Source organism: Chondrinema litorale (assembly GCF_026250525.1).
Classification (GTDB): Bacteria; Bacteroidota; Bacteroidia; order Cytophagales; family Flammeovirgaceae; genus Chondrinema; species Chondrinema litorale.
Genome location: NZ_CP111043.1, coordinates 2,180,746 through 2,207,279, shown reverse-complemented (window position 1 = coordinate 2,207,279; position 26,534 = coordinate 2,180,746). Strand labels below are relative to the sequence as shown.

Annotated in this window: 27 protein-coding genes and 2 pseudogenes; 20 read left to right on the top strand and 9 right to left on the bottom strand. The window is 36.5% G+C overall.

The features are described from left to right. Positions 1-271: 271 nt before the first annotated feature. Positions 272-1,480 (top strand): GAF domain-containing sensor histidine kinase, encoded by a 1,209-nt coding sequence (locus OQ292_RS09165; RefSeq protein WP_284685761.1) that lies wholly within the window; start codon positions 272-274, stop codon positions 1,478-1,480. Positions 1,481-1,543: 63 nt separating this feature from the next. On the opposite strand, the gene OQ292_RS09160 is transcribed toward OQ292_RS09165, so the two are convergent. The 3 genes and pseudogenes from OQ292_RS09160 to OQ292_RS09150 all read right to left on the bottom strand — a co-directional run bounded on the left by OQ292_RS09160 (position 1,544) and on the right by OQ292_RS09150 (position 4,654). Next, entirely contained in the window at positions 1,544-2,236 is a 693-nt protein-coding gene (locus OQ292_RS09160; RefSeq protein WP_284685760.1) for a cyclase family protein, read from the bottom strand. Further along, positions 2,125-3,363: pseudogene (locus OQ292_RS09155) on the bottom strand (IS3 family transposase). The gene OQ292_RS09160 and the pseudogene OQ292_RS09155 overlap by 112 nt, the downstream one beginning before the upstream one ends. Positions 3,364-3,514: 151 nt before the next feature. Beyond that, positions 3,515-4,654, bottom strand: coding sequence for an ISAs1 family transposase (locus OQ292_RS09150; protein ID WP_284685759.1), 1,140 nt, complete (start codon positions 4,652-4,654; stop codon positions 3,515-3,517). A 293-nt stretch (positions 4,655-4,947) separates the two neighbouring features. On the opposite strand from OQ292_RS09150, the gene OQ292_RS09145 reads away from it, so the two are divergent. Together OQ292_RS09145 and OQ292_RS09140 are read left to right on the top strand one after the other, a co-directional pair. Beyond that, entirely contained in the window at positions 4,948-5,523 is a 576-nt protein-coding gene (locus tag OQ292_RS09145; protein WP_284685758.1) for a hypothetical protein, read from the top strand. Between the two features lie 158 nt (positions 5,524-5,681). After that, complete coding sequence (locus OQ292_RS09140) at positions 5,682-6,401, top strand: leucine-rich repeat domain-containing protein (RefSeq protein WP_284685757.1); 720 nt, start codon at positions 5,682-5,684, stop codon at positions 6,399-6,401. A gap of 269 nt (positions 6,402-6,670) precedes the next feature. Here the strand turns inward: OQ292_RS09140 and OQ292_RS09135 are convergent. Both OQ292_RS09135 and OQ292_RS09130 read right to left on the bottom strand, forming a co-directional pair. Next, positions 6,671-7,748, bottom strand: a pseudogene (locus tag OQ292_RS09135) (IS91 family transposase). Next, complete coding sequence (locus OQ292_RS09130; protein WP_284685756.1) at positions 7,748-8,575, bottom strand: tyrosine-type recombinase/integrase; 828 nt, start codon at positions 8,573-8,575, stop codon at positions 7,748-7,750. Before OQ292_RS09130 ends, OQ292_RS09135 begins: the two are co-directional and overlap by 1 nt. 282 nt (positions 8,576-8,857) lie before the next feature. Between OQ292_RS09130 and OQ292_RS09125 the strand changes: the two genes are divergently transcribed. The 3 genes from OQ292_RS09125 to OQ292_RS09115 all read left to right on the top strand — a co-directional run bounded on the left by OQ292_RS09125 (position 8,858) and on the right by OQ292_RS09115 (position 11,100). Continuing rightward, positions 8,858-9,241, top strand: a complete 384-nt coding sequence (locus tag OQ292_RS09125) for a hypothetical protein (RefSeq protein ID WP_284685755.1) — start codon at positions 8,858-8,860, stop codon at positions 9,239-9,241. A 790-nt stretch (positions 9,242-10,031) separates the two neighbouring features. Beyond that, positions 10,032-10,394, top strand: a complete 363-nt coding sequence (locus OQ292_RS09120) for a hypothetical protein (protein ID WP_284685754.1) — start codon at positions 10,032-10,034, stop codon at positions 10,392-10,394. A gap of 7 nt (positions 10,395-10,401) precedes the next feature. Next, the gene (locus tag OQ292_RS09115; protein ID WP_348970614.1) at positions 10,402-11,100 is read left to right on the top strand and encodes a reverse transcriptase domain-containing protein; all 699 of its coding nucleotides are present in this window, start codon (positions 10,402-10,404) and stop codon (positions 11,098-11,100) included. Here OQ292_RS09115 and istB read toward each other — a convergent pair. Beyond that, positions 11,087-11,815 carry an IS21-like element helper ATPase IstB gene (gene istB / locus OQ292_RS09110; RefSeq protein WP_284685753.1) on the bottom strand — a complete coding sequence of 243 codons (729 nt, stop codon included), beginning with the start codon at positions 11,813-11,815 and terminating at the stop codon, positions 11,087-11,089. The genes OQ292_RS09115 and istB overlap by 14 nt on opposite strands. A gap of 30 nt (positions 11,816-11,845) precedes the next feature. Next, positions 11,846-13,462: an IS21 family transposase gene (gene istA / locus OQ292_RS09105; protein WP_284685752.1), complete on the bottom strand. Its 1,617-nt coding sequence runs from the start codon at positions 13,460-13,462 to the stop codon at positions 11,846-11,848. Here istA and OQ292_RS41000 point away from each other — a divergent pair. The 5 genes from OQ292_RS41000 (at position 13,347) to OQ292_RS09080 (ending at position 19,424) form a co-directional block, all read left to right on the top strand. Further along, positions 13,347-14,051: a group II intron maturase-specific domain-containing protein gene (locus tag OQ292_RS41000; protein WP_348970610.1), complete on the top strand. Its 705-nt coding sequence runs from the start codon at positions 13,347-13,349 to the stop codon at positions 14,049-14,051. The two genes, istA and OQ292_RS41000, sit on opposite strands and share 116 nt — an antisense overlap. Positions 14,052-14,222: 171 nt before the next feature. Continuing rightward, the gene (locus OQ292_RS09095) at positions 14,223-15,392 is read left to right on the top strand and encodes a hypothetical protein (protein ID WP_284685750.1); all 1,170 of its coding nucleotides are present in this window, start codon (positions 14,223-14,225) and stop codon (positions 15,390-15,392) included. An 852-nt stretch (positions 15,393-16,244) separates the two neighbouring features. Then, the gene (locus OQ292_RS09090) at positions 16,245-17,339 is read left to right on the top strand and encodes a hypothetical protein (RefSeq protein WP_284685749.1); all 1,095 of its coding nucleotides are present in this window, start codon (positions 16,245-16,247) and stop codon (positions 17,337-17,339) included. 144 nt (positions 17,340-17,483) lie between these two features. Further along, the gene (locus OQ292_RS09085; protein WP_284685748.1) at positions 17,484-18,206 is read left to right on the top strand and encodes an SMI1/KNR4 family protein; all 723 of its coding nucleotides are present in this window, start codon (positions 17,484-17,486) and stop codon (positions 18,204-18,206) included. Between the two features lie 531 nt (positions 18,207-18,737). Continuing rightward, the gene (locus OQ292_RS09080; protein WP_284685747.1) at positions 18,738-19,424 is read left to right on the top strand and encodes a DUF6584 family protein; all 687 of its coding nucleotides are present in this window, start codon (positions 18,738-18,740) and stop codon (positions 19,422-19,424) included. A 41-nt stretch (positions 19,425-19,465) separates the two neighbouring features. Here OQ292_RS09080 and OQ292_RS09075 read toward each other — a convergent pair whose 3' ends face one another. Both OQ292_RS09075 and OQ292_RS09070 read right to left on the bottom strand, forming a co-directional pair. Beyond that, the gene (locus OQ292_RS09075; RefSeq protein ID WP_284685746.1) at positions 19,466-20,611 is read right to left on the bottom strand and encodes a site-specific integrase; all 1,146 of its coding nucleotides are present in this window, start codon (positions 20,609-20,611) and stop codon (positions 19,466-19,468) included. A gap of 281 nt (positions 20,612-20,892) precedes the next feature. Then, positions 20,893-21,342, bottom strand: a complete 450-nt coding sequence (locus OQ292_RS09070) for a helix-turn-helix domain-containing protein (protein WP_284685745.1) — start codon at positions 21,340-21,342, stop codon at positions 20,893-20,895. Between the two features lie 130 nt (positions 21,343-21,472). Between OQ292_RS09070 and OQ292_RS09065 the strand changes: the two genes are divergently transcribed. The 9 genes from OQ292_RS09065 to OQ292_RS09025 all read left to right on the top strand — a co-directional run bounded on the left by OQ292_RS09065 (position 21,473) and on the right by OQ292_RS09025 (position 26,508). Next, positions 21,473-21,610, top strand: coding sequence for a hypothetical protein (locus OQ292_RS09065; RefSeq protein WP_284685744.1), 138 nt, complete (start codon positions 21,473-21,475; stop codon positions 21,608-21,610). A gap of 545 nt (positions 21,611-22,155) precedes the next feature. Continuing rightward, a complete protein-coding gene (locus OQ292_RS09060) occupies positions 22,156-23,481 on the top strand; it encodes a hypothetical protein (protein WP_284685743.1) in 1,326 nt (441 codons plus the stop codon). Further along, complete coding sequence (locus OQ292_RS09055) at positions 23,450-23,710, top strand: hypothetical protein (protein ID WP_284685742.1); 261 nt, start codon at positions 23,450-23,452, stop codon at positions 23,708-23,710. The genes OQ292_RS09060 and OQ292_RS09055 overlap by 32 nt, the downstream gene beginning before the upstream one ends. Continuing rightward, positions 23,698-24,129: a hypothetical protein gene (locus OQ292_RS09050; RefSeq protein ID WP_284685741.1), complete on the top strand. Its 432-nt coding sequence runs from the start codon at positions 23,698-23,700 to the stop codon at positions 24,127-24,129. Before OQ292_RS09055 ends, OQ292_RS09050 begins: the two co-directional genes overlap by 13 nt. A gap of 174 nt (positions 24,130-24,303) precedes the next feature. Continuing rightward, positions 24,304-24,702 (top strand): hypothetical protein, encoded by a 399-nt coding sequence (locus OQ292_RS09045; RefSeq protein WP_284685740.1) that lies wholly within the window; start codon positions 24,304-24,306, stop codon positions 24,700-24,702. 128 nt (positions 24,703-24,830) lie between these two features. Further along, positions 24,831-25,403, top strand: a complete 573-nt coding sequence (locus OQ292_RS09040; protein WP_284685739.1) for a hypothetical protein — start codon at positions 24,831-24,833, stop codon at positions 25,401-25,403. A 21-nt stretch (positions 25,404-25,424) separates the two neighbouring features. Continuing rightward, positions 25,425-25,787 (top strand): hypothetical protein, encoded by a 363-nt coding sequence (locus OQ292_RS09035; protein WP_284685738.1) that lies wholly within the window; start codon positions 25,425-25,427, stop codon positions 25,785-25,787. After that, complete coding sequence (locus OQ292_RS09030) at positions 25,784-26,071, top strand: hypothetical protein (protein WP_284685737.1); 288 nt, start codon at positions 25,784-25,786, stop codon at positions 26,069-26,071. Before OQ292_RS09035 ends, OQ292_RS09030 begins: the two co-directional genes overlap by 4 nt. 2 nt (positions 26,072-26,073) lie before the next feature. Next, positions 26,074-26,508, top strand: coding sequence for a hypothetical protein (locus OQ292_RS09025; RefSeq protein ID WP_284685736.1), 435 nt, complete (start codon positions 26,074-26,076; stop codon positions 26,506-26,508). Positions 26,509-26,534 lie beyond the last annotated feature (26 nt).

The window sequence follows — 26,534 nt, the reverse complement described above, 5'->3', positions numbered from 1 at the left end:
AGAATAACTAGAAATTTAAAAGAATATATAATGGTATAAATCTTTTTTATAGGATGAATTTAATAGAAGACGTATAGATAAGGCATAATGAAATTAGCAAAAAAATGATCTCAATTTGAACACATGTAACTACTATTAGTTTAATAGGATCAAGAATACTTTAGATTTGAGCTAACTTTTATGCATATAATAGCAGCACTTGTTACTCTTGCTAAATCTACAAAACCGAAAAATTTAAGAAGTTTAAACTACTTAATAAATCTAGTTTAGAATGAATGAACTAAGTCCAGAAACCAAAAGTGATGTACAAAAGGTAATGCAGATTGATGCTGTTCCTTCAATTCTTAATATAATATGCAGGATTACAGGAATGAGGTTTTCTGCTGTAGCAAGAGTTACAGATGAAAAATGGATTACTTGCATGTCTTATGATGAAATAAATTTTGGACTGAAATCATATGACGAATTAGTTCTTGAAACTACTATCTGTAATGAAATTAGGCAGCATTATAATCCGGTTATTATTGAAAATGTTTCTGAAAACCAGCAATTCTGCAACCATCATACCCCTGCTCAATATGGATTTCTAAGTTATATTTCTTATCCTATTTTCAGGAAAGATGGGAGGTTTTTTGGAACCTTATGCGCAATTGATCCTGAGCCAGCGAAGCTTGACAACAAAGAAATAAGAGATTTATTTGAGCTCTATACTCAACTAATAGCTTTTCATTTAGATAAGATTGAAGAAATTGAAACCTTAAACACAAGTCTTCAGCAAGAGCGTGATACTGCTAAACTTAGAGATATTTTTATCGCGATTTTAGGTCACGATTTAAGAAATCCATTAACTACTACAAAGATGTGTGCTGAATTACTATTATCAGAGGATCTTCCAGATACGGCTGTAGAAATAGTACAAACCATGATGAGTAGTTCGTATAGAATGGAAGATTTGGTTAATAATCTGCTAGATTTTGCTAAAGGCCACTTAGGAGAAGGTATAAAGTTAGAAATTTCTGAAGATAATGATGCTTTAATTAAAAGTATTAAACATGTATACAAAGAAATTCAAATTACGACAGAAAAGCATGTTATAGATTTACAAATAGACTTATCTGAAACAATTGCTTGCGATCATTCAAGAATTGCTCAAGTATTTTCAAACCTTTTGGGTAATGCCGTAAAGCATGGTTCTACAACAAATACTATTAAAGTAGAACTAAAAACGGAGCAATCTCAATTTCAAATTGAGATTTCTAACAGCGGTAAAAAAATTGCCGATGAGATTTTAAAAGGTATCTTCAAACCTTTTGCGGCTAGTACCTCAGAAAATGGCCAAGGTAGTTTGGGGTTAGGTTTATATATTTCATCTGAGATAGCAAAGGCGCATAATGGTAAATTATTTGTAAAGTCGAGCGACAGTGAAACATTATTTACCTTTTCAATTCCACTTACTAACAATGAACATCAGGAAATATAACCTTGATTTTCAATTAGAAAAAATCAAATGAATACCTGCTAAAGTATTAATCTGATGGATAGATTAACTACCAAAAATAGCTACTACTCTCAATGGCGCACCACTTCCTCCTTTTATTTTCATAGGTAATGCAATTATTTCAAACCCGCTACTAGGTAATTGATTTAGCATAGTAAGGTTTTCGAAAACAGGAATGTTTTTAGAAAGTAAAATAACGTGACTCTCAAAATATTCGGATTGACCAAAATCTATGCTTGGTGTGTCGATTCCGATTGCCTTTATATTACGGTTTTCAACCAACCACTTCGCAGCTTCTGGCGATAGGCCAGGAAAATGTAAAGATTGAACAGCCTCTGTTCCTCTTTTATCTGTTCCCAAATATTTGATTTTATCAGGATAATATTGAGAGTAACCAGTTTGCAATAAAACTATACAGCCATCGGGTAACTTGGTTTGTTCATTTTTTTCCCAATTAAGAAAATCATCTACACTTACTAAATAATCTGGATTACTAAGTGCGTTTGAAGAAATATCTATATTGATGGCGGTTCCAAATAAATTTTCAAGTGGAATCTCATCAACAGATTCTCCTGTCTTGGAGAAATGAATTGGTGGAGTTGCAACTAAATTTGGTACACATTTACTTAGGCCGCTTTTTTTAAATTGAATTTCAGTTGAATTTCCTTTTCCAATGGGGTCATATATCCCAAACTTGAGTGTATCCTTTTGATATTGTACCACTGCCGTGGCGGCCATTCCTCGATATATTCGTAGACGTGCCAGTAAAGCTGTTCAGGGGTATCAAATTTCTGCCTATTCAGGCTTTCATATTTGATGGTTTTAAAAAAGCTCTCGGCCACGGCGTTGTCCCAACAATCTCCCTTCCGGCTGCCAGGCAGCCCTGTCATGCTCTGGATTATTTTCCGATGAAAAGAAAAAATTCTCTTTGTCTGATCACATGCATATTGGATACCTTCCAGGCGGCCTCTGTCAGAATGGAAAATAAAGCCATCCTTGATATCTCTCCTTTGTCTTGCCATTGACCAAGCCCGTAATACTGTATTCTTGGCTGTCATATCACTTGATAGCGACCAACCGACAATTTTTCTGTCTGCCAAATCAATAATTGTGGTCAGGTAATTCCAGTTGTTCCCGACCCTAATGTATGTAATATCGGACACCCAGACCATTCCTATATCCTCTACCTCAAAGTCCCTTTCAAGGATATTGTCGGCTACTTGATATCCATGTTTCGAATCAGTGGTAACTACGAATTTCTTTGCTAGAACGCTCTTAAGGCCCATTTCCCTCATCAACCTGGCCACATAGGACCTTGATATCTTTATGCCTTTTTTGATAAGTTCAGCAGTTATACGAGGGTTTCCATAAGTACCCTTGCTATCATCATAGATCCCTTTTATATACTTTTTGACCATGTCTTTTTTGTTCTCTATATTTCCCTTGGCGAACTCTTTACGCCTCCAGGAATAATAGGAATTCTTGCTTACCTTCAAACACTTGCACATTGGCCAGGCCACCCTGCTCCCAACGGAAAAAAAATCACAGTTCCCTGCTATGAACTCGTACTTTTCCCGCCTTCCCCCCAATGGAATTGTTGGAGAAGATGCTCACCGCGTGGCGGCCACCGCCTTTTTTAAGATGCGAGTGCAACTATCACGTTCCATTTCTACTTCTCTCAATTGCTGCCTTAACTCTCGAATCTCTTTTTCTTCAGGGGTCAATGAAGGTTTACTTTTATCTGAAAAGATACCTTTTTTTTCCCTACTCTCTCTTTTCCATCTACGGATCATACCCTCATAGAGACCATAATCTTCTGATACTTTTCGCGCTGTATGGCCTGCCTCCAGCAAGCCGACTATCATTTCCTTGAATCGCACCGCGACGGTTCTTTTTCGTACTGTTTCTTTTTGCCCATAATAGATAAAGTTAAGAATTATGGCCTGTAAATTTTTGTACCAACTAATGTAGCATATTCAGGGACACGACTCCCCCCCAAGGGCAAACGCATATAAATTATAATCTAATACTGGTTTCTCTATACTCATCAGAGCGAGCTGCTTTGAGCATTTTTCTATTGAGACTAACCGTATCTTTATTAGATTTTAACAAACTGGTAGCAATTCTGAGAACAGCACCAAAGTTTCGTGCAGCATTATCCTTTCTCTTGGTACTAAAATCTTCACCAAATTGTACATCTAGTGACCAATGTAATTGATTTTCTATCGTCCAATGTCCTCTAATAATTTGATTAAACCGTTCAGGTGTACCCTGTAAACTACTCATGTAATATCTATGCTCACGACTTACTTTACCTGAAGCTACTACTTCTCTATAAGAGGATATTTCGATAATAGTACTTAATCCTGTCCAACCTTGTAAGCACTCTTCTCCTATAAGATGAGCAGGTAATACTCGACACGAACGGCATTCTATCCGTCCATGTCCTTTATCCCAACTATCCACAGCTTTCAACTCAGAGTGACCAAAACAGGATTCCACTTTATGAAGTAACTTCTTTTGATTAGCTTTTAAGCCTATCACGTAATCTGCTTCCTGTTTAACTATCTTCTCTGTAATCTTTTTTTGGCATCCAATCGCATCAATGGTGATAACTGTTCCCTTTAACTCTAGCAAATCTATTAAAGCAGGGATACTGACTATCTCGTTAGATTTATCATCTGTATAATATTGTCCTAAACATATTTGTAGTTCACTACACCAAGCCTCTACTAAATGTACTGCACCTTTACCTCCTTGATTACCAGGTAGTTGCTGTTCTTTCTTAGTAGCACTACGGGATAGTTTTTTTCCATCGAAGTTGATAACTGTTCCTTCTTTTAGTAGTAAACCTTCTGTAACCCAGTCGATAAAGCAGTGCTCAAATGATGTATAATCTAAATGAGAAAATACACGATTAAGGGTGTCATGCGAAGGTGTTCCCTGCAAAAAGGGTAGATATTTACGAAGCCATGTTAATTTTTCCTCTCCAAAATCGGCTATCTCTTCCCAATATCTACATCCACTTATTACCGCACTAACTGTAAGAAATAGTATTTCGTTAAGTGGATATAATTGGTTGCGTTCCATGCGGAAATCTTCAATATTAGATAGCTTTGGTAATAAAGATGATAGGTAACTGCTCGGAGTAGGCATATGAAAAATAGTATTTATTGGAAAGATAAAACTTTTTCATTTATATGCGTTTGCCCTTGACTCCCCCCCATAAGGGATTTGCACCCTCTAGATTAATAATTTATCTTACGATAAATTAAAGGATGCCCATGCTGGGCACACACAAAAAATATAGTGCATTTGGCAGTTTAATTAAATCATGAAAATCAGTAAACCAAATAACAATAGATGCCATTTGAAAATTATGCTTCAGCTAAAGCCAAACGCACTATATTCAAACCGTTCACTTCCATTAAAAAGAAAGATGAAAACCTATGGGATTTAGATTAATACCAATTTTCATAAAAAGCAAAGCGCTCAAATCAGATGAAGAAATTCTGAAAATGGTCGGATTACCGAATTTAGAAAAAGGAAAAACATTTGATTTTTATGATACAAATAAACAATGGGATAGTGTTTTTATTGGCACGAAAGATATTTGCAAAATTCTATGTAATGGAGAATTAGCAAGTAAAGCATTTAAAGATGAAAATCCATTTTTGAATTTTGAAGACACCGAAATAGCTTCAATAATTTGGGATGAAACATCAAGTGTTTATGGATTTAGTTTAATCAAAAATGGTAAAACAATCCGAAAAGTATTGGTAAGTGACGGTGAATTTGAATACGATTATGGAGAACCAATTCCAGAAGAATTAGAGATTAACGAGGATGAAATCTTTATACCTGAAGAAAAAGAGGAAATAATTGAAGGTGAAGGAGAAGAAGCATTTCAAGAAATGATGAAAGCTGAAAAGGTTTGCAGAGTTGCAGATACTTTAGCGAAAAGATATATCGGAGCAGGAGTTGTTGGAATACAAGAAAGAATCGAGTTAAATGAATACGAATAAAAAAGAAAACAGAAGTGAACAAAAGCTAAAAAAAATTTGGGGGTTTACTAGCGGTTCAACACTTCGTGTCTCCCGCTTACGTCCTGCGAACGGCTGCCCGAACTGACGTTCAAGCCCAAACGTTTTTTAGTAACACGTTAGCCACAACAAGATCAAATATGAATTGGAATAATTATCTATCCGAAAACAAAGCACCAAATTCTTATGCTCATTTAGGAGTTATAGAAGGTACAGTTCGTTGCCCATTTGATATTTCTGAATTATCTGATAGTGCGAAAATAATAGAGATGAATACACCTCTGAAAAAATTCAAGTTGAGCTATACCAATTATGATTCTTTGATAGATAATAAAATTATAGAAGCAATAACATTAAATGACATAGATGAAAACCGAATAAATACCTTCTCTACTTTATCTAATCTGAAATATCTTCATATTTCCAATAACAAACAAACGTTAATTCCGAGTTTGTCATCCTTAACTTCATTAGAAGTTCTTATTTTAAGTGGTATTAAAAAGGTTGAAGATATTGATTTTCTAAAAGATTTAAAGAATTTAAGGACTCTATATGTTTATGGTATAAATAACCTTTATGATTTAACCCCAATTGAGACTCTTATAAACTTAAAAGAATTATGGTTAGATCACGGAAAAATGAGCGGAACTGGAAAAGCTATTAAGAGTATGGAGTCAATATCTAAATTAAAAAAGTTAGAATATCTAAATTTTATATTGAATATTGAAAACAAAAATTATGATATTTCTCCCTTACTAGAGCTGCAAGAACTAAAATACTTAAGAATCTTACCAAGATTTTTTAAAAATGGACAAAGAGAAATTATTGAGGAAACGCTTCCTAGTGTAAGTCTCATTTAATAAAATACTGTGGCTAATAACTAAGTCTTCGTGTGGCTCAACGAGCCAAACATGAAGACAGTGTTGAACGAATCAGGTGCCAGCTATGGGGAATACGTTATTTTGAGTGGTTTTTATTGAGTTATACTTGAGACCATTTTGACTTTACCCTTCCTTTCCTTGCTACTTTTTCTATCATATTCATTTCCATTTGTTGATTTCAGGGACCTCTTAGGCTATATTTTTTCCTGTTTGGACATAGCAAGGCCAGGCTACTGATCGTAGTTTTTTCAAGAGTTCAACAGAAGTTTTTTATCAGTAAGTAATCGCTGCCAATCCTTTGGTGGGCCACGGGCATCAAAAAGTAAGATCGTATGTAACCGGCCTGTTTTACAGCTGGGACATTGGCGGTGTAAAAGCGGTTCTTTAGGAAGTATCGGGGTTAATAACTTGGTAGCAAGAGCTATTTGCAGTTGAGGCAGTTTCCCCTTTTTCCAACTACTACTCAAAATACCATAGTGTCGTATCCGGGTAAACCCTTTCGGTAAAATGTGCAATGCAAACCGCCTGACAAACTCTTTTGTAGAGAGTTTGACCGTTGTCTTTTTGCCCCCCTTTTTATAATCTTTGGCGGTAAAGATCACCTGCTTTTTTTGATGGTCTATACCTTGTATCCGGTGATTGCTGATGGCAATCTTGAGTTCCACTCCGGATGTGTGTATCTGCCTAGGTATTCTATCACGTTTTTAGGACAGGAAAAAGGTCTTTTAGCAAAACCACCCACTTTTTGCTGAATACTCGATCGTAGGTTTCCTGTGGGAGTTGAGCGTCACTTTTTCTGAGGGAGGTCACATATTTAGCCCTAAAAACAGGGCTCATAGCCTTTACATTGAACAGGTATTTGCCCTTGTTCTTTGCGGGTTTCCACTTCCCTGATCCGCTTAGGGCTCCACCGGGAACGATGCAGTGCAAATGCGGGTGGAGGCTCAAGTTCTGGCCCCAGGTATGCAGTATGGCAATCATACCTATTTTGCCGCCCAAATGTTTGGGGTTGACACCAAATTGCTGCAAGGTTTTCCAGGCTGCCTTGAACAAGCTGCCGTACACGATTTTTCCATGACTTAAGGCAAGGTGGCCGAACTCGCTGGGTAGTGTAAAAACCAGATGAAAGTAGGGCACATTTAATAGCTCGCTTTCACGTGCCCTGATCCATTGCTCACGTTTGTGGCCTTGGCACGTAGGACAATGACGATTACGACACCTTCTGATAGCTTGTAGTGTACGATAATGCCACGAGGTTAAACTCAGTGCTTTGAGTTGCTGTTGTTCCATTTCCAAGACCTGCGCAACTGTATGTGTAGGCCGCATTAGACGTAAAGCTTATCGAGAGGGCTGAACTTGGCTTTACTGGGCAGATTGGCCACATGCAAATAGGTCAAGGTCATCTCTATGTGGGCATGGCCTAACAGCTCTTTCAGGCTAACAAGATCGATCCCGTATTCTAGCAGGTGTGTAGCGAAACTGTGGCGCAACATGTGGGCGGTCACCTTTTTGTTACAGCCTATTTTACTCCTGTTCTCTTTGATTATCCATCGTATGCCGTTGGTGGTAAGCCCACGAGGATTACCGTCTTTAGTGACTTGGCTGTTGAATAAATAGAGGTATGGGTTTTCTGTTTCGATGTACTTTTTTAGCCCCCGGACCAGGTGTACGCTCAATGGCACATAGCGGTCTACTTTCCCTTTTTTCTTGGCAATGAAAACAGTCCTACGATCAAAGTCGATATCACTCAACTTAAGGTCACAGAGCTCATAGCTGCGTAATCCGCAACCGTATAGGATACCCAAGATCAATCGGTGCTTGAGGTATTTGGGTGCTTTTAGCAGGCGCTTTACTTCCTGTTGACTGAGCACTGTGGGCAGTTTTTGGTCGCGTTTGATTTGTGGCAAGACCACACGCTTGGCTTCCATGCCCATTACTTTATAAGCTGCTCGTAGACCAAAAATAGTGTGTTTAAAGAAACTTTCAGAAGGTGTAAGATGCTGTTTCTGGCAGAAATAGAGGTAGTCTTCTATGTTCTCTACCGAGAGCGTTTCAGGGCTTTGCTTGTAATGCAAGGCCAGATGTGCCAAGCACCGGAGGTAGTTGTTCAGTGTGCTCGGAGCTTTACCATTGATAGAAAAGCTTTGCGTCAACTTGTTTTGAAGGTTACTAAATCCCTTGACTTGAGCAGAGGCTTGCTCGGCCAGAGTAGCAGTTTTTTTTTGAACATGATCAAATAGATTTAAAGTTTAGCTTAAGCTAATAAAATCTATTAGTTTTAACGGAAGAAGGATAGCTTCCGACCATAGGGAGGATTCGTTCAACATTATGTATCAAATCATAGCCGCACAAAACCAACCCACAAACCAAAGCTACGATTCATACATTGAGCGTTGTGTGTAACTAAATTCTCGCCAAACTGACCTGATTTCAAGATGGATAAAAATGACTTATATAATCAAATAGATAAATTCGTATCAAACGTGACTGAAACCACTGATTATAACTTCTGGATTGATTTACAACCCAACACTGTAGTTTTCGGTGGGGAATTTGTTGATTCTAAAGGATTAATTAAACCAATTGATTTAAAAGATATCGGAAAAAGCAAATGTTCGCAACTCGCTGATTTTATAGCAAAGTTTCATAAAATTCACACGGATAATGGTAATAACAAATGGAACCGAGCAATGATTCGGAAATCAAAAACGGAAGGATATTTCGTGGATTTTATTTGGGATATAAAATGGGAACTAGATGAAAAGAACGCTCGGTTAAACCAAAATTTAGACCTTATAAAATGGTATTGGGATAAATAAGCTAAGGATACTGACCCGAATACAACAATATGACGGGGAAACAAACAAACAGAATATCCGACCTGATTTAAGATAATAACTTAATTTCAACGATAAAGAAAACTGATTTTAAAACTTGATAATAAAGACAGCTACACACAACACGGTATATAAAATATAAGGAGGTCAGTGAGTTACGAAACTTTGGTTCAATTAATCAACACCGCCAAATCTGCGATTTGACGAGTTGATTTTTCAGTTGCCAAATCGCAGATTTGGCTAATTCGCAAATTGACACGATATTGTTTCAAAATTCCTTACATTTCATATACCCATTCGTTGGTGTGCCACGAGGTGGCTTATATCCAGTGGGTGAAAATACCATCAGGGCAATTGACTGTTCACCCTGAAGAAAAGTGGACAGTAGATATCGCGAGGTATCAGCTGAAGCTCCGCTGTTTCAAATAATCTAGCCGTAATGCACGAGCGTGAACCCGAAGTAGCTTCGAGAAGTGTATCAGTAGATTTGGGGAGAGTTTTGACGGTCTCGAACCCTGCTATACTGCAATGATAAACAGTCGTATGAGATGCAGTAAACTACCGGAGTCATAGGGATGGCGAGATTATAGATGGAGATAGGCCAAACGTGGGAGGTCTTTTGGGATAAAGATTGGCCATCTTAAAAGGAGGTATATAAGCATAGCGAAGTTACCTTCTGTCCCAAAAGAAGTCGGAGGGGGCCATATTACCGAAAACGGTAAGGACAACATAACCTTATCCAGGGAAGGGCTCCTACTTTAGTAAAGTTTATATGGAAAATAGAATGACAAGTATTGATGCAAATCTACTAGCTAGTCCATCCGAACAGGATGAGCGGATTCGTATTCTCCAAAGGAAACTATACATTCGAGCCAAGCAAGAGCCTGAATTCAAGGCGTACAGTCTCTATGGGAAACTCTGTGAGGGTATGACCTTGGTCACGGCCTACTACCGCGTCAAAAGCAACTACTCGGAAGGAGTAGGGGTCGACGGTGAAAGTTTCGAGACCATCGAAGAGCGAGGATTGAAATCATTCTTAGAAGAGATACAATATTCGCTGATAAGTAAGGGCTATAGAAGCCAAGCCGTCCGACAGGTACTGATTCCGAAAGAAAAAAAAGGGGGAGTATCGTAAGCTAGGGATTCCAACGATACGCGACCGTGTAGTCCAGATGGGGGTAAAGATGTTGATAGAGCCCTTGTTTGAGGCAGACTTTATCGAGACTTCCTATGGATTTCGACCAAAACGGGGAGCCAAGGATGCAATAAAGCAGGTAAAACTGAATATCTATGAGGGTCATCAATTCATTTACGATGCGGATTTATCGCGTTACTTTGATACGATACCCCATGATAGGTTGTTCATCCTCCTAAAACAACGGTTGACAGACGGAGGGATATTGGGTCTTCTCCATCAGTGGCTGGTCTCACCGATACAACTCCCTAACGGGGAGTTGCTATTGAACAGGCAGGGCAGTCCACAAGGTGGAGTGATTTCACCCTTGTTATCGAATATCTATCTCCATGCTTTTGACAGAATCGTGAACGACCCACAAGGAAAGTTTGCGAAATCGGGCATCAGGATAGTTCGCTATGCCGATGATTTCCTATTGATGGGCAAACAGTATTTCAGTAAGGATATACTGGGCTATATCGATAGGATTATGGAAAATATGGGATTGAGCTTGAACAAAGAGAAAACAAAACTGCTCCATAGTTTGCATATAATTATGATGCTGACCACCGGAATTATCATCTTGACCACCCCTTACTTTTCCCTGTACCTATCCATACTTTTTGATGGCTGTTCCTACAAATGTAACCAAATCATTTTACTTTGACCTTCCTCATGGATTCCCCCTTGAGTTCTATCCTATGGGAAGAATTGAGCAATCTATCTAAAATAGCGTCCGCAATCGTGCTATCCCCTATGACATCATACCAACTTGCCACTGGCAACTGAGAGGCCATAATGGTAGATTTCACTCCATGCCTATCTTCTAGGACCTCCAATAGCATCATCCTTGAGTTGGCATCTAGGGGCTGTAAGCCAAAATCGTCTATGATAAGCAGTTCATGTTTTTCTATCCTGGCCAACTGCTTGAGATAGGTGCCATCTGCCTTGGACATATTGAGTTGGGGGAACATCTTCTGTGCATTGAAATACAGTGCCCTGTGGCCTGACATACAGGCCTGATGCCCCAATGCAGAGGCGATGTAACTTTTACCTGCCCCGGTAGGTCCTGTAATGAGTACATTTTCCTTCCGTTGAACGAAAGTGCAGTCGGCAAGGCGCAACATCAATGTCCTGTCAAGGCCACGTTGTGCAGTGAGGTCGAGTTCCTCCACACTGGCCGGATAACGGAACTTGGCAGACTTTAGATAGCGCCCTATCTTGCGGTTCTCCCTGTCCTCCCATTCGGCCTGTACCAATAGAGCGATCATCTCATCATTGGTCAATGCATCCTGTTTACCGTTTTCCAGTAGTGCTTTGTAGGCATGTTGCATGCCATAAAAGCGCATCTGCGACAATTTTTTCAATACCGTAGTATCCATGTTCATTTATTATTTAGGGTTAAAAAATAGTTATCTGTAATCTTTGCTGCCCCTGATATTATCATGGAAGGGCAGTGTTTGCTGTCCATTGTTTTCCTTGGGCAATTTTTCCAGTCCACTTTTCAGGATACGGTCCACGGTCCTGTAATCATAGGCACCAAAGTCGGCAGCCCGTCTTATGGCTGCAAGGAACCGTTCCCTGCCCACTTTTTTATCAAATGACAGGATGCCCACACAGCTGCGGTAGGCCTGCTCTGGATGGCGTTTCCTTTCCATCACAGCCGTTATAAAATCCTTGACATCGGGGTGGATGCCCGCTGCCCATGAAAGGAACTTTTGTGGGTTCCATTCAGATACAAAGCGATGGGTGGAGGGCATATGCTCCTTGACGGTGGTGTAGACATGGCAACGCATATCCCTACGATGGAAGGCGATACGTTCCCCTTTATAGTAGACCGAGACCTGGGAAGCGGAGTACACCAGTTTGACCTTCTTGGCGATGAAGCGATAGGGTACACTATAGTAATGCTTGTCCTCCAACAGGGATACATGGGCGTTCTTCATCACGGTGCAGTACTTGAAAAGCTTCAACTCATAACGGGATATCGGCAGTGGCCCCAGTTTTTCCTTCTCCTCTTTTTTGAACCTTTCCCTTCGGCTGATGGCCTCTTTTTGGAAGTGCATATCATTGTGCTGTTCCAAGAGCTGTGATATGGCCAAATTGAGTTCCTGTAGGGAATGGAAGGTGTTGTCACGCAATGGGGCATAGATGCGGGAATAGGCAATACGGACGGCGTTCTCCACCAATGCCTTGTCACGTGGGCGGTAACTCCTTGTCGGGAGTACGGCCGTACCATAGTGGTTGGCCATATCGGCAAAGTCAGTATTGAGGTCTGCCTCATATTTACTGGCTTTGTGTACGGCTGCCTTGAGATTATCAGGTACGAGTAACCGTGGTACACCACCGAAATAATGGAGGGCATCCTGTGTGGCACCGATGAAGTCTTCCTTTTTTTGTGAGGGGACCGCTTTGACAAAGGTCAACTGGCTATAGCCAAGTATGGCCACATAGACCTCTACCTCGTGCAGTTCCCCCGTTTCCCTGTCCACCCAGTGTAGCTTCTTCCCCGTGAAGTCGATGAACATCTTGTCACCAGGGGAATGTTCCAGGTGCATGGTGGCATCCTTGCCTGCCTTCCAACTTCGGATGTGGTTGCAGAAATGGGAGTAGCTGTAACCACCGGGGTTTTTCTGCATATATTCCGTCCAGAGCAGCCAGCGGCTCACTCCGGTCCTGGGAAGTTCCTTCTCGATATAGGGTCTCATCGCTTCCAGATTGAGCTTACGCTCTTCTTCATCTGGTGGAGGGGATACCAGTAGGGCCTCCAGTTCAACCTCATCTTTCTCCAGTAGTGTCTTTGTATCATGGCCAGAGCCCTTGATCAGGGCCAGGTATTTTTTTATCGTGTTACGGGAGACACCAAGACCCTTGGATATCGTCTGGATACCCATGCCCTGTTCCCGTAACCTGATGATCTGTTTTAACTTGTTCATGTTCAATATCTTTCCTGCCATATCTTGCGGTAGTTTGGTTGCTACCGCAAACAAAGCACGGAAGGACGGGGATAATGGGGTGGTCAGCATCATAATTATTATCATCTTGACCACCCTGATATTGAGTGGTCAGTTTGATAATTATAGCTTTTTTGACCACCGCTCTCAAAGCGCTAAAGGGGTGGTCAATATCATAATTGCTAGTGGTCTGCTTGATAATTGGGGGTGGTCAAGATCAATAATTATATGCAATAGTTGTCGGAGCAGCTTGTTCTTCTTGGGATTCGAGTTCCGTTACATCGCCTCCAAGTTCACGTGGAACAGGAACAAATACACAGATGTCCGGCCGAGTATGAAATCTCGCTCGAAACTGTTCTGCAAACTTCGTGAACTGTTGTCCAAGCGTCGACATTGGCGTATGGAATGGATAGTGTGGAAAATCAACCGTTTATTAATCGGTTGGTTAAACTATTTTTCAATAAGTAAAGTGACCCATGTTTGGGAAACGGTTAAAATCATCAAACTACATCTTAGCTATAAACTGTTCAAATGGATGAAAAGTAAAGGAAGGAAAGCGCATCGGAAGCTACGCCAGCGACCCTATGAAAACCTGGTTAAATCCTATGGATTACTGGACATAGAGAAGTATGCACGCTTGAAAACCCTTGCGAAAGCAGAATGAAGAATACTATCGGTAAGCCGTGTGAGGGAAAACTTCATGCACGGTTTGATGAAGGGGGCTCTGACAGTCAAAAAAAAAAAAAAAAAAAAAAAATTACTATCTTGTTATTTTAACAAAGTAGTTTAAGACTGTCAGGCTCTACTCTACTGCGTAATTTTCAAGTAAACCCAGATGATAAAATATTATATAAATCTCACAATCCTTATTTTAATTTTTTCAAATATTTCAGCACAGGAAGTAATTAAAAAATCCACTTATTATTTTACTATAACCAATGATACTTTAGCAGGAAAAGGAGCTGAAATTTTCAAATCAAAAATATCAGAAAGTCAGTTTTTTCTCATTGGAGAAGAACACGATGTTTCAAAATTGGAAACTATGGTAAAGACTTTAGTTCCTTTTCTTAAAAAAGAAGGTTTCAACAATTATGTTGCTGAAATAGGCCCTTTAGCTTCAAAAAAATTAGAAGAATTAGGTAAACAAAAAAAATCACTGGAAGAATTTAATAGAAAATATTCAGATTATATCGTTGGCGCTCCTTTTGGATTTTTTGGAACAGTTGAAGAGGGAAAAACATTAAATCAGATTGTTGATTACGGCATAAATATTTGGGGTGTGGACTTTGAGAACTATAACTCCTATTTATTCATTCTTGATTTATTGTTAGAAAATTCAAATAAATCACAACTTATAAATGAAAAATATAAGAAAGCTTATAACTATATAATATCAGAATATAAAAAAGGTAAAAATGGATTTAATCCGGAATTAGCCGAAAACCTTTTAAGCTCTAAAGAATTAGAAAATTATATCAATGCAGTAAACAATTCAAAAAATAAAATGATAATAAATGAATTGAAAAAATCATTACAAATCTATGCAGGTCAGGGAAAAGGCTTTTGGTATCCAAGAGTTGAAAATATGAAACATAATTTTATCTCTCAATACAAAGAACTTGAAAACGCAGATTCAAAAAAAGTCTTTATAAAATTAGGTGCTGTACATATAGCAAAAGGAACTAGTTATAGCGGATTTCAAGAATTGGGGAATACAATTTATGAATTGGCAAATTTTAATTTTAAAAAATCATTTTCGGTACTTTCATTTACTAGATACAGTTTAAACTCCAGTAATGAAATTAAAGATGTGGTTGAAAAAGAAGATATTGAAATACTTCAATATACAAAACCTGATGAATGGACTTTTATTGATTTGAACGAACTAGAAAAATTAAGTATAGAAAATAAGATAAAATTAAACGGAACGATTAAAGGATATATTGAAAAATTCGATGCTATTCTAATTCCACCTGCCACTAAAGAATCTGAAAAAAATTATTAAAAAACTACGCACAACATTTAGTAAGCGCTAAGCTACGGCTAAAGCCTTTGCCAGCGCCTACGATCGCCGTTGCTCACCATGCGCAGAATACGAAAATACCGAAAATCAATCTTGATATTAGCTGGAATTTTTCTGCTCTGGTTTTCACTTCAATCTGCTATCTTATTAACATTTGGAGACGTCAGCTACCAACTAACCTTTGAAACAAACTATAAAAAGCAGGATTCATATTCATATATAATGTTAACCTCTTGGGCTGATATCCCAACAAATGAGAAGTTTATAAATGTTGCGAACAGACCAACATGCCCTGGGTACGTGGGGAATTTTATGATTTCAGCTTCGAACTTGATTTATTATGAATATGGCATGTTTTCTCCTCAACTCGCATCATTTGTCGAGGATGGGTTCGAATCACAAACTGACACGCTGAACGGCCGTATAATTCATACAGTGTTTAAGAACGCTAAAACAGGATTCATAATCCCTTGGCAAGATGACATGTCGCATAGCTTTCTCTTGTACCCGTCTAACTATGGAACTGAGCATCGAATAGAGCTAATCAACTCTTTAGCCAACGTCAAATTCAAAAAGTAACGGTGGGTAACAAGCGATATAGCGAATGGCCAAACTGCCAATCTGATATTTCAATGCAATCCGACCGTGAACCTGCCCATTCTGCTGACTTTTTTGCTTCTAGCTATTTTTTTCTTTCTGGCATTTTACTTTCAAAACGCAGTGCATTGTGGATACTGTTGCGGGGGTTGGGCAGTTTCACTACTTTAGAGGTGTTTACTAAGGATATGGCCACTCGCCATATCTGATTGTTGTGTGGCATTAAACCAAGCCAATATGAAGATTATAACGTTTTCTTTGATTCTAGTTTTCAACCAACACCTTTTTGCACAGGATACAAAGGAAATACGACCTTTAAGTCAATTTATTGGCTACTATAATGTAGGTGTAAAACCCAATAAACCTTTTTTTAAAAGTAGATGGTACTTGAAGGATGGTGAATTATATACAATTTACGATTCCGATATTGATAGAAAGTTTGAAGCTTATTCAAATGGCAAATTGAGCTATAATGTAGTCTACCATGAAGATGACCTCCCAGAAATCAGTGAAAGCGATACGACTTATTATGTAGTACTTACTTTTAAAAACGAGAAATTAGAAGAGTTCAAAGTTATACGGCCAAGAAAAGAATGGCAAACCGATCTTTACGGTTATAGAATTCCAGAATTGGATGAATTGGCTGTGAACGCTGAAGTAAAAATGACACAGGAACTCCATACAGATAATTTCAGATTTGTTTACAGCAAACAAGATGAGCTATTTGTCAAAAATTTCTCCTCAAAAATTGAATCTGTTCATTACAAATTATTGGATGAGTTTAGTTGTGAACCCTTGCCTGTCATAACATACAAAATATACCCAGATATTGAGTCATATCATAACGGTGTGCTAACTCCTGGAGCACCCAAGTGGCAAAAAGGAAGAGTTTGGACAGAAAACGAAATAAAATTGGTATCTCCTACTTATCTGGAAACTGCATTGAATGAACCAATTTCTGATGATTTACTCATCCATGAATTCGTACATATTATTCACTGGAATATAGTGGGAGACCCCAACAGAATTCCAAAATGGTTGTGGGAAGGTGTTGCACTTTATAAGGGCTGCTGTGCATGGGAAGACATAGACCAACTCGAATACGTTAAAAAAGAAAAATTCCCATCGCTTAAACAGATTAATTGGAATGGGGAATTTCAATATCAATTGGGTTACTACCTAATTGAATTTATTGATACAAAATGGGGATGGAAAAAGGTAATAGAACTAATGGCAAAGAATGGAAACGTTAAAGAAGCTCTCGGACTATCAGAAAAGACATTTGAAAAAGATTTTTATAATCATCTGAAGAAAGAATATTTGAATTACTGAAAACGCCACACAACAAACACTAAAATGAATATGCGAACTGAGATATTTGAAAGGCCTGTGCGAAACAGAAACTTCGATGCTTCTAGCCACTGGGGCGCATACTCATTTTAGTTGAGCGTTACCAGCAATTCCCGAAACTAAAATATGACACCAACTGTGAAACTGAAATCCATCCTTGACAATCAATATAAATTTGAGGACGGTGACGCGTACAGGGTAGAGCTGCTCGAAGGGATGAATCAATCCGAAATTGAAGAACTCAAAAGGAATTTACCGAACCAACACTTACCAACAGAAATTGAGGGACTTCTTAAGTTCTGTCGAGGCTTTGAATTTTACGGCTTGGAGGAAGTTAGATTTGATTCATTTGGTCATTTTGGTTTTGAAGAAGTTTTTCCAAACTCTATTCAACTTACAGGTGATGGCTTTGGTAACTTTTGGATTCTAGATATTGATTCTAAAGGTAATTGGAATGAGGTATATTATGTATGTCATGATCCAGCCGTTATTGTAAAACACTCTAATGATTTAACACAATTCATTGAGCATGTGGATGAATTTGGACGTGTTGGAGATGAATCAAACCTTGATATAATTCATGAGCAAATTGTATTCAACATTTGGAACGAAAAAGTTGGAATCTGGGAACAGAATGAACGTGATTACGATTTTGAATCAACTGTTGAACTTCCAGAGTCGTTTTTAATTGCTGATTTAACGAACGAACCAATACAGACAGGTTTTGCTTGGGGGAAGTTTGGAGTCAACTCAAAGATTATACGGCCAACAGATGAACCCATTTGGATTGTTGAAAAGAAGATCAAGCAAGGATTTCTAGCAAGGCTCTTTAACCGAAGCAGAAAGTAAAAGCTGGTAGCAGGCGCTAAAAATCCATAGGCTAATGTAAAGAGCATTTGAAGCAGATACTTTTATAGAAATTAACAGAAATGTTTTGTGTTGTAGGTGGTTTAATTTATGAAAAACTGAGAGCTGTTAATGTGGCTTAATTGACTAGCTTATTAGCTGTTATTGGATAGCTTTGGCCCAAAATAATATCTCATTAGTAGGTGTATTATTGTACTAGCTACAAGTTGAAAAAATGTTATTCGGATATTTTGATTATTTAATTCTTACAATATTAATTTTTCTAAACATTAAGTTTTGGAGAAAAAAAATAGATCTAAAAATAGGCTGCTTAATCTTAGTAGCCATTTTTGGTTTTGTTCTACCATTAATTTCTATGCTCATAGAGTTAGAAATGGTTAAATTGAAAGGTGGATGGATAGACAATTTTGAAGTTTTATACACTTTTCTAAGATTTCCTACTTATTGGGTAATTGGAATTATACAAACAATTATAATTAGAGTTAAGAATATGATTTATGAAAAGTCTTAATAATGATGGCTAGAGATATTCGTAAGCGAGTTATCCATAAAAGAATTTCTACTATTATAGAAAAGCATCCTCCTAAAAAAGCGCTTAAATACTTAAGTGGATATTTAAAAGCATATTATGATGATATTTGGGTTTTGGATAAATATGCTAAACTGAATTATGATATAGGAAATAGAGAAGTTGCTGGGAAATATTGGTTTTTAAAAGATAATAGGACAAAAGAAGAAGAGGATTGTGTTTATTCATTTTTACAATCAAAAGGTTTTAGCTATGAGCATATAGCAAATGAATTAGTTGGTCATTTCTTTATGAGTCCTAGATATTTTGACTCAGGTTCAAAGCAAAAGCTTTTAGTATTATTTGAGATTGTCAAAACTTTAAATGGATATATTCCCAAATTTATGATAAACTGGTATAATTATTTTAAAAAAGAAGTGATTGTATCTGAACTTGAAATTAATGAGTTGAAACTAAAAATTTTAAAGCATCATATAGATTTCATGATAAGAAATCTACAAAATATAACCAATCAGAAATATATAAATAGGGAATTAGTAATCTGTAATTTGAAGACATTACAAGGATATGTTACTTTAGATGAAATTAAGTTTCACCTTAAAAAAGAATCTCTCATACTAAGTAAGTATAATAAGAAAGATTTCAAACGATTGAAAAAAATACTCTCCTAAAATCTGTTTATTCATAGATTTAATGCCTTCGTGGAATATAATTAAGCTAGTTTTTCAGTCATTCTAAGCATAGTATCTAGGGTAATTTCAGCATAGTATTTTTGTGTAGTTTCTATGCTTGCATGTCCGAGCATTTTGCTTACTATTTCTAGACTAATTCCTTCGTTCAGCCAAATCATACCAGCGGTTACCCTTGCTGAGTGCGTTGATATTTTGTTAGCTTTATCTTCATCAATACCAGCAATAAAACAAACCTCTTTGATAAGTTTGTTGTAATTCTGGTTTACAAATTTGGGTAAATTGTAATCGTATTTTTCTGCAATAATTTCAGCAATGCCAAAAAGCCTAACTAGTCCCCTCTGTCCACTTTTATTTCTCTTATAATCAATGTATTTCTGCTTGTCTTTTTCTTTAACAAGCTTTTTGGTAAATCTACTGTAGTCACCATAGTCCATACCTGTGTAACAGCAAAAAACAAAAGCATCTCTAACCTGAGCTAAATTTTCATTACTAATCTTAGCACTAACTAATTTTTGTAGTTCATCTTTGGTAAGATAGGCTTTTTTCTCATTTCTGTCTCTTTTGAGAGAATAATCATTACAAGGGAAAAAACTGAGATATCCTTTTTCAAAAGCATTTTTTAACACCCTTTTAAGATATTCAATTGTTCTGATAGCAGTATTATGTTGGTGTTTTTCCTGTTTTATTAGAGAAGAATAAAAACGGTCTAAGTGATGATGTTCTAAAGATTCAGCCTTAATGAGTCCTAAATACTTCACAATTTTTCTGTGATGGACCTTATGTTTTTCCTTGGTACCTGCTTTAACATGTGGATTATTTTTCATTTGTTCCAGAAATAAAGCCGAAACATTGGTGATGGTGAAATTCTCAATTTCAATTTTTTTTAAGAAATCTCTTTTCACCGAGTTAGGATCTGGTTCATTACCAGTCGATTTTAAATATTGATGATAGATATCAAAAAGCTGCTCTCTAATTTCAATCAGCTCCTTGTTGTGCTCAGTATGTTTCTTAGAACATGTTTGATTTTTAGAATCCCAGTCACTACTTGGAATTTTTTTTAAGTGAGTAGAAAAGTCAGCATTAGCTCTCACTTGGTTGATAGTGATTCTACAATAAAGGATGATAAAGCCCTCTCCGGCTTTCCTAGCACGAAATAATACTTTCATGATAAAAAGTTTTTTGAGTTTAACAAATGTTTAAAATCACATAAGTTATCTCAGGTCAGCATTAAAGTCAATTGAATAATAACAAATATTGGGTATATATTTTGTTAAGTGGAGGGCATAAAAAAACCCGATAAAATTTTATCGGGTTACTTTTTCGGATTTCTCCTGACTTTTAAAACTTTAAAGCTCCTCCTCTTGGTTCCGAACACCTGAATTAATTTTTTGTCTCTCAGATTATTACACATTAGTGTAATATAGGTGTACCCGAAACTGTAACCTTTTTAAGCAGCATAATTTTTACTTTCAGTTACAACCTCTGAGTACGAATACACCTTATTCTTTCCCAAATCAATTTTTGTCATCTCCTTAACTTCTTGAAAACCAGTAACAATAGCATTTACTTGTTTTTCAAGAACAGATATTTTTTCTTGGATTGCTTCATTTGAGGTTACAGCGTTTTCTGTACCCGAAACTGTAACCGAATCAGTGCTCTTATTAACTTTTTTTTGATTATTTGGCAAAAATGGTTCTCCAGTTCCAAATAATAACCAGTGCCCATTCATATCTGGAATAGACTTAATCAATTCAAAATAAAATGTTGTATCAGGTAATGTTTTTCCAGTTCTATAATTTGAAATTGTTGCTGGATGTTTACCTGTTTTTCTCCATAGATCACTATTTCGTATACCTCTATTATCCATGAGGTAACATAACCTTTCATGAAATTCCATAAAATTTACATTTATTTATTAAATACATTTGCATGGTTTCATTTGAATTGTTACAATTGCATTGTATTCAAATTAAACTATACAAATAAACGTAAAAAAAATTAAAAAGTCTAACTTAAACATTACAAAGATGTATGCAACAATAATAGATACCTTGAAAGAAGGAGATATTGAAAAAGCTATTAGAATTTGCAGGCAAGCTCTACATAAAAACAGAAATAGAATTACTAAATATAGAGAGAAGCAACAACAGAAGATAAATAAATAAAAAAAGCCAAGTGCTACGAACACCTGGCTTCAAGTTCAACTGTGAAATCAAACTTTTTTATAGACATGACAAATAACGTAAAAAAAGATGAAAATTCTATCTGGGAACAGAGAAGAAATTTCAGCAAGCAGTGTGAGATCGAGAATCGGCAGAAGAATCGAGCAAAAAAGCGGCAAATAAAAAAGCCTTTGATTCTTAACTATTTATAATTTTTCACACTCAAGAAATTCAAATAATGCTAACAACTGCTTATATAATATTATTGATAGTACCAGTTTGTTTAGTTCTTCAACTATATCTGGTCAAGCGTTTAAAAAAAGAAAACGAAGATTTTTTTATTGACTAAAAAAATACAATATCGGAAATCTTGTACTTGGAGTTGATTTTTCAACTCCTGGTATTTATCGAAAAGAGAAACAGTTTAATTATTAAACTAAAAAAGGCAGCATCCCTCTCACAGTCAGCTACCTTTTTCTATAATACTTTCATATACTTCTATGGGCAATTATAATAAATATTTGGTAAACAAATATAGTAACACTGTTTTGAAAAATTATTTTTTAAGAATTTTTGAGCGCAATTACATCACAGAAAAAGATTACTTCGATCGCTTCTTTGCAATCTTCCTAATCTTTACACTGCTGAGTGTACTTTGCCAAAGTTTTTCAGGGTACTCAGAGTTTAACTTTGCTTTGATCATTACTGAAAACAACAAGATGCCCTACCCCCTAGTATGTGCAGTAGTCATGGTGGTTGCTTTTGAAGTGGTAAAAACAGCTTCAGCCCTCAAATTTTTTCATGAGTTTTTAGGCCAGGCAAAGTCTTTTAATTTGTTCTTTTTGTTACTGGCGCTTAGTTGTATTGCTGGCTCCATCTATGCCTCCTGGCATGGCATGGAAGATAGAACCAAGAAAAACTATGTCTTACCTCCTATCGAAACTAAAACTGTAGTTACTGATTCAATCTTTGAAAACAATATTGCACTCATAGAATCATCCATTGCCAGTATCAATAAAAAGTATACCTACCAAGGGAATTTCCACATGCCAAGAAATGGTAATAAATGGCATTTCAAAAAAGAAGTTCAGTATGATATCGAACAACTACAAAATCTGGAAGCCAAAAAAGCTGATTTAGTAAGTGAACATTCCAGTCAGCGATCCAGCCAAATCAAAGAATATGAGCAGCAATTAGCCTCATTCAATCAAAACTTAAATAATCAGATTAACACCAATACAAATTATGTAATTATATCAGAAACACTTTACACGATTTGTATCATCTTCAATTGTATTTTTTCCTTTAAATCGGTGAGTCAAAATAGACAGCATCAGCGTGAAAACAGTGAGGATTACCCAGAAGACTCCCCTGAGCCAGATCCAGAAGACAAACTACAAAGCTTAGCCCCTGAAGATGAAGATTTACTGATAAGTAATGGCAAAGATATTGGCTTACATGGCCTTAAAATTTTTAAAAATGAAGCTTCAGACGAAGTTTCGAACGAAGTCTCAGGCGATGCTTCTGATGGGCAAGAAAATCCAACTTCTATACCTGTTTCAAAGATAGTATCAAAAAAGAGTATTGAACTTACTCCAGGCTTTGATTTAAGATATTGCAAGGTGTGCAGTACTCCATTTGTAGTGAATACTGCACTAGAGCCGATTGCTCAAAACCTAAAGAAAAAATATTGCAGTGATGAATGCCTGAATAAGGCAAGGCTAGCGCATACCAGAAGAAATAGAGAGCTGGCCAAGGAGCTGGCCAAATTACACAAAACTAATAATAAGCAAACAGTTAAAAATATTCAAGGAACTATTGTATGGGATAAAGCTAAAAAAAATGGAGAAAGTAAAACCGAAAGGAAAGCCTGATAAGTTGATCAAGATCAAACTTAGTGAGGCTGAAAGGAGCCGTTTTAAGATGTTCTGTAAAATGATAGCTATGAATTATTCAGAAGTATTTAGAGCCATGAGTAATGAGCTAATCAATAGTGAGCTTAAAAAAAGAGGCATAGCATTAAAATGCCCAGAACCTTCGCTTTTCCCAGAAGATGAAAATCAAGTTTTAACCATACAAAAAGAAATCACATGGCAGCAGTAATCCACAAGGTACTGGAGTCTGAAAAAGAGATTCGTACACTTCATCATTTCATTAAAGATTGGAACAAAAAACATCCAAAAAAATCTGAACAGATCAGGGTGGGTCATATCAAAACCTCTGAAATTCTAATCAAACTGGCTTTAAAGAAAATAAAAGATTTTTCTAATCCACTTAACTACAAAGAAGTTGAAATTGAGAATGGAAAGAGCTTTACATGTGTGAGTTTCATGGATAATGCAGCCTCAGTGGCAAAGCAATTAGACTTAGAAGTAAAGAGTATAAAAAATCATTTTAAACGGCTTAAAATGGCTCAAATAGCAGATATAGATTATGTGCCTACAGTTAGCAGTCAGAAAAACAGGAAATCAAGCCGATATGAAGACTTAATATCAATCAACCTCAAATTTTTTATTAACTAAAAAAATGTATTCTATGAATTTGATAGTAAAACCGCCCTAAGAGAGTTATTCATATAAGCTCTCAAGATTAGAAATTTGTGCGCACAAATTTCCAGAATCAAGTCATGTCATAACATAGTACAAACGTAGTGCAAAATGGGCAATCGGGAAAAGTATGCCCTTTTCTTTCCAGCCATGTGGAAAAATTTTCCACGTTCTGGAAGTAATGTCTTACTGTGTCAGAAAGACTTACCTAAAAGACTTACTGAAATTACTTACAGAAAATACTTTCAGAAAGACTTTCAGAAAGTGAGAGAAGTAGGAGGAAAAAATGAGCAAACAGCAAAATTTTCAAACAAGATGAAAGGTCAAAATTTGATGAACGGTGCAGAAAAAGAGCGCAAATATAGATGCATTGCAAAGGTAACCAGTGAAAAGTTTGTGAAATATAATACCAGTAATTTGCTTGATTTCACTGATTTTTTAGATGAAAAATTTCCGGGCTGGCGCTGGTTTAATGTTTACTCCAAGAATACAAGAAAACAATTAGGATCCTTTACGAAAAAGAGAAGGCCCGATCAAAAAAATATTTAAAGAAGCAGGAAAAGAGTGAACACTCCATTGAAGTGCACACCTTTCAATTGCTTGGCAACTGCAATTAAAAATAAGTTGTAACCGGGGACTTTCCCCGGTTCATTTCACTTCAACAACATACTATCAGAATGGAACTCAGTTATACCAATAGAGAAATATCTGAAATGGGGATTTCAGAACTCATGAAAATAGCCTATAATCCAGTAGTGGTAAAGTCCTCTAGGCAAAATGCCATTTACTCCCTGGACAACCTGATCAAAGAACATTATGCCCTAAAAGGATCTTTTTCACCTATTTGTATCTTACCTCCAGACAAACAAGATTCACTCATTAAGCTGTGGATAGTATTAAAAAACAAAGCTAAACCTGAAGGCTGGACTGCTCGATATTTCAGTTATGATTTTCCTCATGAAAGAGAGCTATTTAAAGATAAATCTTTGCTTACAGAGCGGCTTAAAAATGAAAATAGTGAGTTTGTGAAAAATTTCTATGGCATCAATAAACCCTTAACAGGTTTTAAAAAGCTCTATGATTATGCCATGAAAATGTACAGGCAAGGAAAAGTAATGCATATGCATTTCTACTTAAATAATTACTATGATTTACATGAAAATGGAGAGCAAATGCCAGTACAGCTTTATAGCTGGTCAATTGCTAATACCTATAATCGGGAAGAGCATAGCAATGTAGTTCAAATGTAAAATTATCAAGATTAAACAACTATGGAAAAACCCTACATAGAAATAATCAGAGTCTATTTTCACTTTGATTTAAATCAGGATGAAATCCCTTGCAATATACAAATTGGATCTACTCAAAATGTGAAATTGAATATTGAAGATATTGTACATGCTGAAGAAGATTATGTTACAGTGATTCATAAAGAAAAAGAGATTGGATATGTTTATCATAAGAAACATACACTCTTATATGTAAAGAATCGCCCAGATTTAATTGATAAAAAAGGTATGCAAATTTATGAAGAATTCACGATTGAAGGAATCAAACATGAATGCATTGAAATAGTAGTTGCCGAAGGTATCAACACAGTTGAAAAAAGTATTTTTAAAGCCAAAGCATCATGACTTTAAAGCAGCTATTAAACCCTCTCTACACAGAAATTACTACAGGTAGTTCTGAAAATGGCAGGATCTATCTTTTAATTGATAAGACAGAAGGTAAAGGCCATGATTTACTGGAAGAAGTGCAAAAAGCATTTGCCAATTCCCTCTTTGTAGACAAAACCATTGAGGTAATGGATTTACAAACGCTTTACTTTGAGACCAGAGATTCAGCCACCTTAAAAGCATGTAAACAAGCTGAAGAAGAATTAAGAATCATGATCAAGAAAATAAAAAAACTGAGATAGCCATGAGTGAAATCAATTACATCCAGCCAGATAATGAAGGCAATATTGAAATTCCGGAACATTTAGTTATCCTATTTAACAAATTATTGACTCAATTGAGGTTTCATACTATTTCAGGAAAAAATGAGATGCTTGCTATCTTGCATTCCTGTCAAATAGCTGAAGCATATTTTCGGCAATTTGTAAATGAAGGAGTAACTAAAAAACGACTATATGAAAGCTTAAAGGAAGCCATAGGAATTATACAACCCAATGTAGGGAAATCTGAAGGATGGGTATTTGAAAACATTACTGCCAGCTCATGTCAAGTAGGTAAATTTAAATCTTTGGATGGCAGAACAGCTCTAGTTTCAATTCATATCCAAGCAGATGAAGATGAATTAGAAGAGAAAGCAATTAATTTAGATAAGTTGCCAGAGATAAAAATATATACTTAAATTAAGTAATAAATAATAGCTATAAT

Excerpts from the sequence above, each read along its gene's own strand:
- OQ292_RS09050 (WP_284685741.1), top strand. The coding sequence starts at position 23,698 with ATGGCAGCAGTAATCCACAAGGTACTGGAGTCTGAAAAAGAGATTCGT.
- OQ292_RS09030 (WP_284685737.1), top strand. The coding sequence starts at position 25,784 with ATGACTTTAAAGCAGCTATTAAACCCTCTCTACACAGAAATTACTACA.
- OQ292_RS41000 (WP_348970610.1), top strand. The coding sequence starts at position 13,347 with ATGATCTGTTTTAACTTGTTCATGTTCAATATCTTTCCTGCCATATCT.
- OQ292_RS09035 (WP_284685738.1), top strand. The coding sequence starts at position 25,425 with ATGGAAAAACCCTACATAGAAATAATCAGAGTCTATTTTCACTTTGAT.
- OQ292_RS09025 (WP_284685736.1), top strand. The coding sequence starts at position 26,074 with ATGAGTGAAATCAATTACATCCAGCCAGATAATGAAGGCAATATTGAA.
- OQ292_RS09150 (WP_284685759.1), bottom strand. The coding sequence starts at position 4,654 with ATGCCTACTCCGAGCAGTTACCTATCATCTTTATTACCAAAGCTATCT.
- OQ292_RS09125 (WP_284685755.1), top strand. The coding sequence starts at position 8,858 with ATGGATAAAAATGACTTATATAATCAAATAGATAAATTCGTATCAAAC.
- OQ292_RS09065 (WP_284685744.1), top strand. The coding sequence starts at position 21,473 with ATGTATGCAACAATAATAGATACCTTGAAAGAAGGAGATATTGAAAAA.
- OQ292_RS09070 (WP_284685745.1), bottom strand. The coding sequence starts at position 21,342 with ATGGAATTTCATGAAAGGTTATGTTACCTCATGGATAATAGAGGTATA.
- OQ292_RS09055 (WP_284685742.1), top strand. The coding sequence starts at position 23,450 with ATGGAGAAAGTAAAACCGAAAGGAAAGCCTGATAAGTTGATCAAGATC.
- OQ292_RS09045 (WP_284685740.1), top strand. The coding sequence starts at position 24,304 with ATGTGGAAAAATTTTCCACGTTCTGGAAGTAATGTCTTACTGTGTCAG.
- OQ292_RS09145 (WP_284685758.1), top strand. The coding sequence starts at position 4,948 with ATGGGATTTAGATTAATACCAATTTTCATAAAAAGCAAAGCGCTCAAA.
- OQ292_RS09075 (WP_284685746.1), bottom strand. The coding sequence starts at position 20,611 with ATGAAAGTATTATTTCGTGCTAGGAAAGCCGGAGAGGGCTTTATCATC.
- OQ292_RS09120 (WP_284685754.1), top strand. The coding sequence starts at position 10,032 with ATGGAAAATAGAATGACAAGTATTGATGCAAATCTACTAGCTAGTCCA.
- OQ292_RS09090 (WP_284685749.1), top strand. The coding sequence starts at position 16,245 with ATGAAGATTATAACGTTTTCTTTGATTCTAGTTTTCAACCAACACCTT.
- istB (WP_284685753.1), bottom strand. The coding sequence starts at position 11,815 with ATGGATACTACGGTATTGAAAAAATTGTCGCAGATGCGCTTTTATGGC.
- OQ292_RS09085 (WP_284685748.1), top strand. The coding sequence starts at position 17,484 with ATGACACCAACTGTGAAACTGAAATCCATCCTTGACAATCAATATAAA.
- istA (WP_284685752.1), bottom strand. The coding sequence starts at position 13,462 with ATGATGCTGACCACCCCATTATCCCCGTCCTTCCGTGCTTTGTTTGCG.
- OQ292_RS09080 (WP_284685747.1), top strand. The coding sequence starts at position 18,738 with ATGATGGCTAGAGATATTCGTAAGCGAGTTATCCATAAAAGAATTTCT.
- OQ292_RS09095 (WP_284685750.1), top strand. The coding sequence starts at position 14,223 with ATGATAAAATATTATATAAATCTCACAATCCTTATTTTAATTTTTTCA.
- OQ292_RS09165 (WP_284685761.1), top strand. The coding sequence starts at position 272 with ATGAATGAACTAAGTCCAGAAACCAAAAGTGATGTACAAAAGGTAATG.
- OQ292_RS09140 (WP_284685757.1), top strand. The coding sequence starts at position 5,682 with ATGAATTGGAATAATTATCTATCCGAAAACAAAGCACCAAATTCTTAT.
- OQ292_RS09040 (WP_284685739.1), top strand. The coding sequence starts at position 24,831 with ATGGAACTCAGTTATACCAATAGAGAAATATCTGAAATGGGGATTTCA.
- OQ292_RS09160 (WP_284685760.1), bottom strand. The coding sequence starts at position 2,236 with ATGGCCGCCACGGCAGTGGTACAATATCAAAAGGATACACTCAAGTTT.